General features: G+C 63.4%; 15 protein-coding genes. 10 read left to right on the forward strand and 5 right to left on the reverse strand.

Features of this window, described 5'->3' with window-relative positions; translation table 11 throughout:
- Positions 1–5: 5 nt before the first annotated feature.
- The 3 genes from clpA (at position 6) to EN862_RS09995 (ending at position 3,782) form a co-directional block, all read left to right on the forward strand.
- Positions 6–2,471, forward strand: coding sequence for an ATP-dependent Clp protease ATP-binding subunit ClpA (clpA, locus tag EN862_RS09985; protein ID WP_127863904.1), 2,466 nt, complete (start codon positions 6–8; stop codon positions 2,469–2,471).
- Between the two features lie 226 nt (positions 2,472–2,697).
- Positions 2,698–3,435, forward strand: coding sequence for an AzlC family ABC transporter permease (locus EN862_RS09990; RefSeq protein WP_127863905.1), 738 nt, complete (start codon positions 2,698–2,700; stop codon positions 3,433–3,435).
- A complete protein-coding gene (locus EN862_RS09995; protein ID WP_127863906.1) occupies positions 3,432–3,782 on the forward strand; it encodes an AzlD domain-containing protein in 351 nt (116 codons plus the stop codon). Before EN862_RS09990 ends, EN862_RS09995 begins: the two co-directional genes overlap by 4 nt.
- A 12-nt stretch (positions 3,783–3,794) precedes the next feature.
- Here the strand turns inward: EN862_RS09995 and EN862_RS10000 are convergent, their stop codons facing one another.
- The 4 genes from EN862_RS10000 to EN862_RS10015 form a co-directional block, all read right to left on the reverse strand.
- Complete coding sequence (locus tag EN862_RS10000; protein WP_127863907.1) at positions 3,795–4,223, reverse strand: HIT family protein; 429 nt, start codon at positions 4,221–4,223, stop codon at positions 3,795–3,797.
- Positions 4,224–4,332: 109 nt separating this feature from the next.
- Positions 4,333–5,547: a GNAT family N-acetyltransferase gene (locus EN862_RS10005; protein WP_127863908.1), complete on the reverse strand. Its 1,215-nt coding sequence runs from the start codon at positions 5,545–5,547 to the stop codon at positions 4,333–4,335.
- A 169-nt stretch (positions 5,548–5,716) separates the two neighbouring features.
- A complete protein-coding gene (locus tag EN862_RS10010; RefSeq protein WP_127863909.1) occupies positions 5,717–6,445 on the reverse strand; it encodes a glycerophosphodiester phosphodiesterase in 729 nt (242 codons plus the stop codon).
- 8 nt (positions 6,446–6,453) lie between these two features.
- Positions 6,454–6,918, reverse strand: a complete 465-nt coding sequence (locus tag EN862_RS10015; protein WP_127863910.1) for a RidA family protein — start codon at positions 6,916–6,918, stop codon at positions 6,454–6,456.
- A gap of 139 nt (positions 6,919–7,057) precedes the next feature.
- On the opposite strand from EN862_RS10015, the gene EN862_RS10020 reads away from it, so the two are divergent.
- From EN862_RS10020 to tsf, 5 genes are all read left to right on the forward strand, one after another.
- On the forward strand, positions 7,058–7,888 hold the full coding sequence (locus tag EN862_RS10020) for a cell envelope integrity EipB family protein (protein ID WP_127863911.1): 831 nt from the start codon (positions 7,058–7,060) through the stop codon (positions 7,886–7,888).
- Between the two features lie 82 nt (positions 7,889–7,970).
- Positions 7,971–8,249, forward strand: a complete 279-nt coding sequence (locus EN862_RS10025; protein ID WP_127863912.1) for a DUF4031 domain-containing protein — start codon at positions 7,971–7,973, stop codon at positions 8,247–8,249.
- Positions 8,246–8,857: a LysE family translocator gene (locus EN862_RS10030; protein ID WP_127863913.1), complete on the forward strand. Its 612-nt coding sequence runs from the start codon at positions 8,246–8,248 to the stop codon at positions 8,855–8,857. Before EN862_RS10025 ends, EN862_RS10030 begins: the two co-directional genes overlap by 4 nt.
- 176 nt (positions 8,858–9,033) lie before the next feature.
- Entirely contained in the window at positions 9,034–9,813 is a 780-nt protein-coding gene (gene rpsB / locus EN862_RS10035) for a 30S ribosomal protein S2 (RefSeq protein WP_127863914.1), read from the forward strand.
- Positions 9,814–9,934: 121 nt separating this feature from the next.
- The gene (gene tsf, locus EN862_RS10040) at positions 9,935–10,855 is read left to right on the forward strand and encodes a translation elongation factor Ts (RefSeq protein WP_127863915.1); all 921 of its coding nucleotides are present in this window, start codon (positions 9,935–9,937) and stop codon (positions 10,853–10,855) included.
- A gap of 49 nt (positions 10,856–10,904) precedes the next feature.
- Here tsf and EN862_RS10045 read toward each other — a convergent pair whose 3' ends face one another.
- On the reverse strand, positions 10,905–11,831 hold the full coding sequence (locus EN862_RS10045; protein ID WP_127863916.1) for a LysR substrate-binding domain-containing protein: 927 nt from the start codon (positions 11,829–11,831) through the stop codon (positions 10,905–10,907).
- Between the two features lie 102 nt (positions 11,832–11,933).
- Between EN862_RS10045 and EN862_RS10050 the strand changes: the two genes are divergently transcribed.
- Together EN862_RS10050 and EN862_RS10055 are read left to right on the forward strand one after the other, a co-directional pair.
- The gene (locus tag EN862_RS10050) at positions 11,934–12,362 is read left to right on the forward strand and encodes a nuclear transport factor 2 family protein (protein ID WP_127863917.1); all 429 of its coding nucleotides are present in this window, start codon (positions 11,934–11,936) and stop codon (positions 12,360–12,362) included.
- Between the two features lie 67 nt (positions 12,363–12,429).
- Complete coding sequence (locus EN862_RS10055) at positions 12,430–12,957, forward strand: nuclear transport factor 2 family protein (RefSeq protein ID WP_127863918.1); 528 nt, start codon at positions 12,430–12,432, stop codon at positions 12,955–12,957.
- Positions 12,958–12,984 lie beyond the last annotated feature (27 nt).

The raw sequence follows: 12,984 nt of genomic DNA on the forward strand, positions 1-12,984 counted from the left end.
GTAACATGCCGGCTTTCTCCCAAGGCCTGGAAAAGGCGCTACATCAGGCGCTGACATTCGCCAACGAGCGGCATCACGAGTATGCGACGCTCGAACATCTGCTGCTTGCCCTGATCGACGACACCGAGGCGGCCGCCGTCATGCGCGCCTGCAACGTCGATCTCGATGAGCTCAAGCACACGGTTCTCACCTATATCGACACCGAACTGGACAACCTCGTCACCGGTTACGACGAGGATTCCAAGCCGACGGCAGGCTTCCAGCGCGTCATCCAGCGCGCCGTGATCCATGTGCAGTCGTCCGGCCGCGAGGAAGTGTCCGGCGCCAACGTGCTCGTCGCCATCTTCGCCGAGCGCGAAAGCCACGCCGCCTACTTCCTGCAGGAACAGCAGATGACCCGCTACGACGCGGTCAACTACATCTCGCACGGCATCGCCAAGCGCCCGGGCGCTTCGGAATCGCGCACCCCGCGCGGCGCCGAGGACGAGCAGGGCGGCCAGAACGGTGCCGAGCCGCAGGAGGAAAACGGCAAGAAGAAGCAGCAGGACGCGCTGACGGCCTACTGCGTCAATCTCAACAACAAGGCGCGCGCCGGCAAGATCGACCCGCTGATCGGCCGCGACAGCGAGATCAACCGCACCATCCAGGTGCTGTGCCGCCGCTCCAAGAACAACCCGCTCTATGTCGGCGACCCTGGCGTCGGCAAGACGGCGATCGCCGAGGGGCTGGCCAAGCGCATCGTCGAGGGCGATGTGCCGGAAGTGCTGCAGGATGCCACCATCTTCGCGCTCGACATGGGCACGCTGTTGGCCGGCACGCGCTATCGCGGCGACTTCGAGGAGCGGCTGAAGCAGGTCGTGAAGGAGCTCGAGGACTATCCGGGCGCGGTGTTGTTCATCGATGAGATCCACACCGTGATCGGGGCGGGCGCCACCTCTGGCGGCGCCATGGATGCATCGAACCTCCTGAAGCCGGCGCTGTCCTCCGGTGCGATCCGCTGCATCGGCTCGACCACCTATAAGGAGTTCCGGCAGTTCTTCGAAAAGGACCGCGCTTTGGTGCGGCGCTTCCAGAAGATCGACGTCAACGAGCCGACCATCGAGGACGCCATCGAGATCATGAAGGGCCTGAAGCCCTATTTCGAGGAGTTCCACAAGGTCCGCTACACGAGCGAGGCGATCAAGGCCTCGGTCGAGCTGTCGGCGCGCTACATCAACGACCGCAAGCTGCCGGACAAGGCGATCGACGTGATCGACGAGACCGGCGCCTCGCAGATGCTGGTGCCGGAGGCCAAGCGCAAGAAGACGATCGGTATCAAGGAGATCGAGGCGACGATCGCCACCATGGCGCGCATCCCGCCGAAGACGGTTTCGGCGGACGACGAGAAGGTGTTGCAAGGCCTGGACGTCGAGCTGAAGCGCGTCGTCTACGGCCAGGATACGGCCATCACAGCGCTGACCTCGGCGATCAAGCTGGCGCGCGCCGGCCTGCGCGAACCGGAGAAGCCGATCGGCTCCTACCTGTTCTCGGGCCCGACCGGCGTCGGCAAGACGGAAGTAGCCAAGCAGCTTGCCGCCTCGCTCGGCGTCGAACTGATCCGCTTCGACATGTCGGAATACATGGAACGCCACACCGTCTCGCGGCTGATCGGCGCGCCTCCCGGCTATGTCGGCTTCGACCAGGGCGGCCTGCTCACGGACGGCGTCGATCAGCATCCGCATTGCGTGCTGCTGCTCGATGAGGTCGAGAAGGCGCATCCGGACCTGTTCAACATCCTGTTGCAGGTGATGGACCACGGCAAGCTGACCGACCATAACGGCAAGCAGATCGACTTCCGCAATGTGATCCTGATCATGACCACCAATGCGGGCGCGTCGGATGCGCAGCGCGCGGCGATCGGCTTCGGCTCGACCAAGCGCGAAGGCGACGACGTCGAGGCGATCAACCGGCTGTTCACGCCGGAGTTCCGCAACCGTCTCGACGCGATCATCCCGTTCGGCTCGCTGCCGGTGCCGGTCATCCATCAGGTGGTGCAGAAGTTCGTCATGCAGCTCGAGGCCCAGCTCTCCGAGCGTGGCGTCACCTTCGACCTGTCGCCGGACGCGATCGCCTGGCTGGCCGACAAGGGCTATGATGAGCGCATGGGCGCGCGTCCGCTCGGCCGCGTCATCCAGGAGCACATCAAGAAGCCGCTGGCGGACGAGGTGCTGTTCGGCAAGCTCAAGAAGGGCGGCACGGTGCGCGTCACCGTCGAGAAGAAGGAAACCGGCGAGTCCGGCTTGAAGCTCGAATCGCTCGCCGACGAGTCGCCGGTGCAGCCGAAGAAGGAAGAGCCGGAAGACGCGCCGAAGCCGAAGAAGGCGGTGGCCAAGAAGCCGGCGCCCAAGAAGGCGGTGGCGCAGAAGCCGGAGCCGAAGGGCAAGGACGGCAATAAGCGCAGCCTGGTGCCGCAACTGCCGCGCAAGAGCTGATCGGCCTTATCCCGAATTGCAGAAAAGCCCCGGCGACGGGGCTTTTTTGTTGCAAGGAAGAACGTGGAAATGCCGCACAGATCTTGCCGGCGTTTTCGGGCAGGGTTTGTGGCTGCCCGTGGCCGATGTCCTCCAACCCACAACAGATTTTCCTGGATCAATGGAAAGACGATGCGCCGCTTTCGGTGCGGTCGCATCCTACGGCCGCGCATGCTATGGCCGGCACATGTCGACTTGGATCTCGGACGCCACAGCGCCTCGTTCCACCTGGTTCCTGGGTGGTGTCCGCGCGGCCTTTTCCCTGCCTGGCCTGATCCTCATCAGCTCGTTCATTGGCTTTGCCGCCTTGGCGAAAGGCGCCGGGGTCACGGTCGTACAGGCCGCTTTCATGACCGCAACGGTGTGGGCGCTGCCATCCATGGTCGTGCTGGTGGGCGCGATCGCCTCGGGAGCGGCGCTGCCGGCGGCGATGTTCGCCGTCACGCTGTCCGCCATACGTCTGATGCCGATGGTGATGGCGCTAGCACCCGAGATGCGCGCCGGGAAGACCCGGCAAGGCGTGCTCTATCTCCTGGCGCATTTCGTGGCCGTGACCTCCTGGGTGCTGGCCATGGAGCGCCTCAAGCGCGTCCCGCCTCACATGCGTACGACTTACTATGCCGGCCTCGGCGGCACGCTGGTGACGACGAATGTCATCGTCGTGACCGTCGTCTATGCAGTGGCGGATGCGCTGCCGTCCGCCGTTTCGGCGGCGTTGCTGATGTTGACGCCGATGTATTTTCTGACCTCGTTGTGGGGGTCCGCACGCGAACGGGCAGGGCATGTGGCAACGGTCCTGGGCCTCGTCCTCGGACCGGTCTTCCACATAGTGTTGCCCCAGATCGATCTGCTGGTTGCCGGACTGATCGGCGGCACGGTCGCCTATGGCTTGCACTTGCGGCGGCGCAAGGTGCGCGTGGCGTGAGCTACTTTTCTAGCGGCGCCTGGTGGTGGCCATACCTGTTCATTCTCGTCGCCGGTTTCGCCGCGACGGATATCTGGCGCTTCCTCGGTGTCTATCTTGGCGGCAAGCTTTCCGAAGATTCAGACCTGTTGGTACTGGTTCGCACCATGGCGACGGCGCTTGTTGCCGCCGTCATCGGCAACCTGATTGTCTTTCCAGGCGGCGCGCTTGCGCACACTTCGTTTGGCTTGAGGATAGCGGCGGCGGCCCTGGGTTTCGTCGCCTATCTGGTGTCGGGAAAGCGCATGGTCGTCGGCATCGCCACAGCCGAGTTTTTGCTGCTGGCGGGACTTTATCTGAACTTTTGATTTCGCCCCATCTCAGCCCGCCAGAGCCGCCCGGACCTTGCTGGCATTCTCGGCCAGCACCTCCGGCTTCTCCATCTGCCCGGAATGCGGCTTCAGCGGCACGCCCTCGAAGCGCGGCACGACGTGGACATGGAGATGGTAGACGGTCTGCCCGGAAGCCGGCTCGTTGAACTGCATGATGGTGACGCCGTCGGCGTTGAAGGCCTTTTTCACCGCCACCGCCACCTTCTGCACGACCGCAAACAGCGGAGCGAACGTTGCCGGATCAGCGTCGAGCATGTTGCGCGACGGCGCCTTGGGCACGACCAGCGTATGGCCCGTGCCTTGCGGCATCACATCCATGAAGGCGACGACGGCGTCGTCCTCATAGACTCGGTGCGAGGGGATCTCGCCGCGCAGGATTTTCGCGAAGATGTTGCCGGGATCATAGGCTTCGGCCATGGGGTGACACTCCCAATTGCATTCGCCGTCCGGTGTAGCGAAGCCGCCGGTGGGCGGCAAGGCGTTCAGGGGAGATCGACCGCCAAGCCGCCTTTTTCGTCGCCCAGGATTAATCCCCGAGGTCCTTGCGGAAGGGCGTGTGCTCTTCGAGATATTCGCCCATGCGCTCGACCTCGCGCCGCTCGCGCCTGAGATAGTCGGCGACGGCGTTGCGCAGGCCGGGATGCGAAATGTAATGCGCCGAATGCATGGTCACCGGCCGGTAGCCGCGCGCCAGCTTGTGCTCGCCCTGCGCGCCTGCCTCCACCACTTTGAGCTTGCGCTCGATGGCGAAGTCGATGGCCTGGTGGTAGCAGACCTCGAAATGCAGGAAGGGGTGATCCTCGATGCAGCCCCAGTTGCGTCCGTAAAGCGCGTCGGAACCGATGAAGTTGATGGCGCCGGCAATGTAGCGGCCGTTGCGCTTCGCCATCACCAGAAGGATGTCATCGGCCATGCGCTCGCCGATCAGCGAGAAGAACTGCCGGTTGAGATAGGGCCGGCCCCATTTGCGGCCGCCGGTATCCATGTAGAAGGCGAAGAAATCATCCCAGGCGCGTTCGGTGATGTCCTTGCCGGTCAGCCAGTCGATCGAGATGCCGTCGGCAAGTGCCTCGCGGCGCTCCTTCTTCATCGCCTTGCGCTTGCGTGAGGCGAGCGTGGCGAGGAAGTCGTCATAGGTCGAAAAGCCTTCGTTGAAGAAATGGAACTGCTGGTCGATGCGATGCAGGAACCCTGCCGCTTCCAGCGTCGCGACATCGGGCTCGCTGGCGAAGGTGACATGCGCGGAAGAGACGCCGAGCTTGTCGGTCACGAGCTTCAACCCCTCCGCCAGGCCGGCCCTCACGGCGCCTGCGTCCTCGCCTTTGCTGACCAGCAGGCGAGGGCCGGTGACCGGCGTGAACGGCACCGAGCATTGCAGCTTTGGGTAATAGCGGCCACCGGCGCGCTCGAAGGCGTCGGACCAGCCATGGTCGAAGACATATTCGCCCTGGCTGTGCGATTTCAGATAACAAGGGACAGCGCCGAGAAGCCTGCCTTGCGCCGTTTCCAGCCGCAGGTGATGGCCCTGCCAGCCAGTGCGCCGGACAGCGCAGCCGGAGTCCTCCAACGCGCTTAGAAAAGCGAATGAAACCAGCGGGTTGTAGCCGTTTTCTTTATCGCTGCGCGTGGTGCCGACAAAGCCGTCCCATTCCTCGCAGGTGAAGGCACCGATGCCCGCCGCGACGCGGATCGCATAATCCGCGTTCGCTGCCCGTCCATCGTCGTCGTCGCCTTGATCCATGCGGCTTATTTAAGCGTCCTCAGGGCTGCTACAAGTCACGTTTCAGGCACCGCCTAGAGCATGATGCCGAAAAGTGTGAAGCGGTTTTTCGGACGACACCATGCTCTCTCTTTGATTGATTTAGAGGCGGATCAGATTTCAGGTCGCTTCGACCTGAAATCATCCGGCTCTAGGCGACCTTGACCAGATCGGGCTCGAAACCCTCGAAGGTCATCTGGTCGGCATATTTGAAGGTGAGGTCGACCGCCGGCTGGTCATGCACGGTCCAGGTGATGACAGGCATTTTGAGCTTCTCGCGCACGAAGCTGACAAAGGGGTTGGGCAGGTCGCCGGCGGCGTAGGAGGTGAAGGCAAGGTCATGCGCGAGCATGGCGAAATGCGCTTCGATCAACTGGTTCTCCGTGCCGTAAGCGGTCAGCCCGCCGGGAATGCCCGGCGCATCCTTGGCGAAGTCGCGGATCAGCCAGTGATCGAACGACATGATCGCCACCTTGCCCGTGTAGCGCTTGAGCAGCCGGCCGACGCTTGCCACCAGCCCCGCGTCGTGGCCGGGAACGCCTTTCAACTCGACCACCAGCGGTACGCGGCCGTCGATCAGGTCGAGCGCTTCCTGCAGCGTCGGCAGATGGTCCTTGGTGCCGCCCACCTTCAGCGACGTCAGTTCCGCCGCAGTGCGCTGCCAAATGAACCCGTCCTCGCCGGTCAGGCGCTTAAGGTCATTGTCGTGGATGATGATCGGAACGCCGTCGGCCGAGATGTGGACGTCGCATTCGATCGCGTAGCCGCGCTCGGCAGCGGCGGCGAAAGCCGACAGCGTGTTCTCCCAGCGCGTCTTGTTCATGTCGTGGAAGCCGCGATGCGCGACAGGCTGCGCGATCAGCCAGGAAAGATCGGTCATAGTAAATCTCACTCGACTTCGAAGATCGCTTCGATCTCGACTGCCGCGTTGAGCGGCAGCGACGCGGTGCCGACGGCGGAGCGGGCGTGCTTGCCGCGCTCGCCCAGCGCCGCGACCAGGAAGTCGGAGGCACCGTTGGCGACAAGATGCTGCTCGACGAAATCAGGCGTGGAAGCGACGAAGACGGTGATCTTGACCAGACGCCGGATCTTTTCGAGATCGCCGAGGGCCGCCTTGGCCTGCGCCAGGATGTTGATGGCGCAGAATTTAGCGCCTTCCTTGCCTCCCGCTGTGTCGATGTCGCGGCCGAGCAGTCCGCTTGCCTGCAGCTTGCCGTCCTTCAGCGGCAGCTGGCCGGCGGTGAACAGCGTGTTGCCGGTGCGGCAATAGGGCACGTAGTTCGCGGCGGGCGCGGCAGCGGCCGGAATGGTGACGCCCAGATCGCTTAGCCGCTTTTCGATTGTTTCGCTCATTGGTTTTCCCTATTGCTGGAAGGCGCCGCGTTGGCCGGGCCGAAATTGCTATTTTTGCCTCGCTTCCGCCACGACTTTTTTTAAGCTGGACCATCTTTCCCTGCGGCCTGCCTCGCGGCCGCGACGATCGGAGCAACGTATGCGCGCAACGCGCCTTTTTCTTGCCGCTGCCTGTCTTTCTGCGGCGTTCCCAATGGCGCCGGCCTTTGCGGTGCCCGCGCTGCAGGCGCATCGCGCCGTCTACGATCTCACGCTAAACAAGGCATCCGATCGCTCGGGCATTACCGGCATCACCGGCCGTATGGTCTACGAGTTCAACGGCTCAGCCTGCGAGGGTTACACGGTCAAGTTCCGCTTCGTCACCCAGATCGTGACCAACGACAACACGAGGCTCACCGACCAGCAGACGACGACTTTCGAGGATGCCGAAGGCAAGACCTTTTCCTTCGTGACGAAATCCTTCGTCGACCAGAACCTCGACAAAGAGGTGAAGGGGGTAGCCACCAGGGAACCGAAGGGCCTCAAGGTCGATATCGACAAGCCCGAGAAAAGCAGCCTCGAGCTCGCGGCCACGCAGTTCCCGACCCAGCATCTGGTCGAGCTGATCGGCAAGGCCGAGAAGGGCGAGAATTTCTATCAGACCAACCTGTTCGACGGTTCCGAGGACGCCAACAAGGTGATGACCACCACCGTTGTCGTCGGCAAGAAGACGGACGCGGAAAAGACGGATCCGGAAGCGCCGGCGCTGGCCAAGCTCGCTGCCGACAAATACTGGCCGGTCGACATCGCCTATTTCGACGATACCGACAAAAGCGGCGAAGAGGTGCCGGAATACCGGATCAGCTTCAAGCTGCACGAGAACGGCATCACCCGTGACCTCGTCATGGACTATGGCGACTTCTCGATGACCGGCAAGCTCGTGAACCTGTCGCTGTTCGATCAGACCAAGCCTTGCCCGGCTTCGAAATAGCGATTCCCGACGATTGGCGACCCGGCTTGTGGGCCCGGCCTCAAGACGCCATGTGTGAGGCTTACCCAGTGCGGCGAGCCTGATGGCGATCTATGTCGATGCGGCGATCTGGAAATGGGCCGGCCACCGCTGGTGCCATCTGCTTGCCGACGAGGTCGATGAACTGCATCGCTTCGCTGCCGAACTCGGCATCAAACGCTCGTCCTACCAGGGGCCGCCCAAGACGTCGGCGCCGCACTACGATATAACCGGCTTCGAGCGTGATCGCGCGGTCAGGCTTGGCGCGGTCGAATGCAGCCGCGAGGAGATCGTGGCGGTCTTCCGCCGTGTGCGGGTGCCGAATGGGAAGGTGAGACGATGACGGTGACGGCGTTCCTGGCCTATTGCGCTGCAATCACATTGGCAGCCGCCACGCCCGGACCGGCGATGTTCGCGGTTATCACCAACGGTTTGTCGCGCGGCTTCGGTCGGGCGTTCATGACCGGCGTGGGCGTCGCCGCGGGCGACGCCGTGCTGGTCACCCTGGCGCTGCTCGGACTGGTGGCGCTTGCCCAGACCTTCGAATGGATTTTTCTTCTGCTGAAATACGCGGGCGCCGCTTACCTCGTCTTTCTCGGGATCAGGATGTGGCGGGCCGCTGCCAAACAACCGGACGAATCTCCTCGGTCGCAGGCGCGGCTGTCGCGGTCCTTCGTTCTCGGTGCTTCAATTGCGCTCGGTAATCCGAAGGCGATCCTGTTCCACGCCTCCATCATGCCACTGATCTTGAACCTCGATACCATGACCTTCGCCGATGGCTTGCTGGTGGTGCTTGTGGTGGTCAGCGTGGATGTCATCACCATGGGCATCTACGCCGCGATGGCCGGCCGGGCAGCCGGCTGGTTCAACACCCCGAGGCGCATGCGCCTGATGAACAGGTTCGCCGGCGGCGCGATGATCGGCACGGGTGCGCTGATTGCCGCACGTTGAGCCGCGCAGCGATGCACGGCTTGCGTTTATGGGACTTCCCCTCTATATGCGCGCTCATTCCACACACGGACTTTGGTGTCTGCCCGGGAGAAATCCGGCTGAAACCTCCGGTGGCATCAGGACATCCCGTCCGAAATGCCTGTGTCCGTGGAGGCCAACCGGAAAGGAACTAAAGAATGGCTCTGCCAGATTTCAGCATGCGCCAGCTTTTGGAAGCTGGTGTTCACTTCGGCCACCAGACCCATCGCTGGAACCCGAAGATGGCGCCCTACATCTATGGCGCCCGTAACAACATCCACATCATCGACCTGTCGCAGACGGTGCCGCTGCTGCACCAGGCCCTGAAGCAGGTGTCCGACACCGTCGCCAAGGGCGGCCGCGTGCTGTTCGTCGGCACCAAGCGCCAGGCCTCCGACATCGTCGCCGACGCCGCGCAGCGTTCGGCCCAGTACTATGTCAACTCGCGCTGGCTGGGCGGCATGCTCACCAACTGGAAGACGATCTCGAACTCGATCCAGCGCCTGCGCAAGCTCGACGAGACGCTGGCCGGGGAGGCCCAGGGCCTCACCAAGAAGGAGCGCCTGAACCTCGATCGCGAGCGCGAGAAGCTCAACAAGGCTCTCGGCGGCATCAAGGACATGGGCTCGACGCCGGACCTGATGTTCGTCATCGACACCAACAAGGAAGCGATCGCCATCCTCGAGGCCAAGCGCCTCGGCATCCCGGTCGTGGCCATCATCGATTCGAACTGCGACCCGGACAAGATCGACTTCCCGATCCCCGGCAATGACGACGCGGCCCGCGCCATCCAGCTCTATTGCGACCTGATCGCCAAGGCGGCCATCGACGGCATCGCCCGCCAGCAGGGCGCGCTCGGCGTCGATATCGGCGCTTCGGCCGAGGCTCCGGTCGAGCCAGCGATCGACGCTCCGGCCAGCGAAGCTCCGGAAGCTTGATATCGAAGGCCGGAACCCGGCCTTCATCTTTCCAATAAGTTGGCGCGCTAAAGCGCTTTTGCCGAGCGCATCACCCGAGTCCCGGTTGGTGCGTCGGCGCATTTGAAACAAAGAGGCGACAATGACGATTTCGGCTGCACAGGTCAAAGAACTCCGCGACTTGACCGGCGCGGGCATGATGGACTGCAAGGCGGCGTTGAACGAGACCAACGGCGACATGGAAGCGGCCGTCGACTGGCTGCGCAAGAAGGGGATCTCGAAGGCCGACAAGAAGGCCGGCCGCACCGCCGCCGAGGGGCTGATCGGCGTCGACGCCGGTGTGCGTGAAGCGGCCATTGTCGAGGTCAATTCCGAGACCGACTTCGTCGCCCGCAACGAGCAGTTCCAGGAACTGGTGCGCAACATCGCCAAGGTCGCGCTCGCCTATGGCACGACCGAGGCCGTCGCCGCCGCGAAATATCCGGGCTCCGACAAGACGGTCACCGAGACCGTCAAGGACGCGGTCGGCACGATCGGCGAGAACATCAACTTCCGCCGTTCGGCGAAGCTCACCGTGCCGCATGGCGCGGTGGCGACCTATGTCCACAACGCGGTTGCCGACGGCCTCGGCAAGCTTGGCGTGCTGGTGGCGATCGAGACCACGGGTAACGAACACGCCGCTAATGCCTTTGCCCGCCAGGTCGCGATGCATGTCGCCGCCAGCAACCCGGTCGCGTTGAGCGCGGAGGAAGTCGATCCGGCGCTGGTCGAGCGCGAGAAGGCGATCTTCTCCGACCAGGCGCGCCAGTCCGGGAAGCCGGAAGCCATCATCGAGAAGATGGTCGAGGGCCGCCTGCGCAAGTTCTACGAAGAGGTGGTGCTTTTGAAGCAGGCCTTCGTGCTCAATCCCGACATCACCGTCGAGAAGGCGCTGAAGGATGCCGAGAAGGAGATCGGCGCTCCGGCGAAGATCACTGCCTATCTGCGCTACGCGCTGGGCGAGGGCATCGAGAAGGAAACGACCGATTTCGCGGCGGAAGTCGCGGCAGCGGTCAAGAAATAGCTCCGATCCAGGGGACGCGCCGCGCTCCCTGAAATGAGAGCTTACAAGCTCAGGCAACTCGGCCGGGTGTCCGCATGGATGCCCGGCCGATTTCTTGTGCGGTGTCGATAAAGGCCCTGAGCTTCGGCGCCATCGACGCGCGGCGCGGGAAATAGAGGAAGAGACCCGGCTCCTCGATCGCCGTCTGCGGCAGGATCTGGACGAGGCGGCCGGCGGCAAGGTCGGCGCGCGCAAGCGGCTCGAAGACATAGGCGAGCCCGACGCCGGCCAGGGCCAAGTCGACGGCGCCAAGCGAATCCGTGACGACGGCCGTGCCGCGCGTCTCGACGACGACGTCCTTGCCGTTTTCGCTCAGATCCCAGCGGTAAAGCGCGCCGGACCGAACCAGCCGGTAGCCGATGCAGTTGTGATTGGCGAGATCGGCAACGTCGCGTGGGCGGCCGTGCTTTCCGATATAAGCGGGAGAGGCGACGATCACGGCCTTGAACGGCGGCGTCATCCTGACCGTGACCATGTCCTGCGCGATCATTTCACCGAGCCGGATGCCGGCGTCAAAACCTTCGCCGACGATGTCGATAAGTCCCTGGTCGGCGACGACCTCGACCGTCACATCTGGAAAGCGTTCGGCCATGGCCGCGACCACCGGCGTCACCGCCAGGGGAATCGCGATGTTGGAGGCGTTGATCCTGAGCAGGCCGGTCGGCCTTCCCTTCACGCCGCGGATGCGGTCCATCCGCTCGGCGATGTCCTGGAGCGCTGGGGCCGCCGTCTCCACCAGCGCTTTGCCGGCTTCCGTCAGCGAGACGCTGCGCGTCGTGCGGGCAAAGAGCGGCTGGCCGATACGCTCCTCCACCAACCGTACCGCATAGCTGACGGCAGATGGGCTCATGCCGAGCTCAGCCGCGGCAAGCGCGAAGCCGCCGCGCCGCGCCACGGCGACGATGACCGGCAGATGTGTGAGCAGATCGCGATCCATTCATGAATGATATCGCATCATGCAACCTTATCGAGGGAGCCAATGAGGTGCATCTAAGGCGCATCAAACAGCACAGATCGAGCCGAGCCAGGGAGACCTCAAATGACCGACCTACACGCCAATCAGGCCCGCAATCTCGAAACCGTCCGCAGCTTCTTCGACCTGCTGCACAATAAAGACATCGACAACTGGGCTGGGCTTTGGGCCGAGAACGGCCGGATCATCGTGCCTTATCCGTCGGCAGGATTTGGCGACAGCATAGACGGCAAGGCCGCGATCGTGGACGCCTTCAAAGGATTGTTCGGCAATTTCGAATCCTTCGAATCCGAGCTGACAGCCATCTATCCGGCGGCGGACTCCGAAGCCGTCGTGGTCGAATACCGCAATCGCGCCGTGATCAAGGGCGGCACCGAATACACCAACAGCAACATCGCGGTCTTCCGTTTCGAAAACGGCTTTATCGCCGCTTACCACGACTATTTCGACCCGCGCCGGTTTCAGGTTGTGGTTGACGCGCTGGCGAAGGGCTGAAGGCAAACCCTCCCGCGCCGACAATCATCCATCCGTTCGCAGAGCTACCCACACAAGGAGAAGAGACATGAACGCCTTGAGACACGTAACTTTCGTTGCAGGCATGGCGCTGGCGCCGGTCGATGCCGGCGGCGCCGAACCGGCCGGTTGGCAGGCGCTTGCCGACGAGCGCGCGGTGATCCGCATCGCCGACGCCATCGACCGCGCGGTGGATGCACAGGACTGGACGCTGGCGCGCAGCTATTTCGCCGACCGCGTCACCGCCGATTTCAGCAGCCTGTCCGGTCAGCCCGCGGCCAACATCGCCTCCGACGACTTGATCGGCGCCTGGGCGGGCAACCTCAAGGGCAGCAAGACCAGCCTGCATCTGCGCACCAACCATCAGGTTGTGCTCGAGGCCAATGCCGCGACCGTTCATTCCAACGGGTATGCCTGGAACCGCATGGAAGGCAATGGCGACCCGCTCTGGGAGGTCTGGGGCACCTATGAGCACCATCTGACGCGCTCGGCTGCCGGCTGGAAGGTCGACGGCTTCCCCTTCCGCATGACGCATGAGCGCGGCAATCCCTGGGTAAAGGCGACGCCTGGACAGTGACCGGCAGCACATCAGTTCAGAATCGGA

Source organism: Mesorhizobium sp. M2E.F.Ca.ET.219.01.1.1 (assembly GCF_004016445.2).
In the GTDB taxonomy this organism is placed as follows: Bacteria; Pseudomonadota; Alphaproteobacteria; order Rhizobiales; family Rhizobiaceae; genus Mesorhizobium.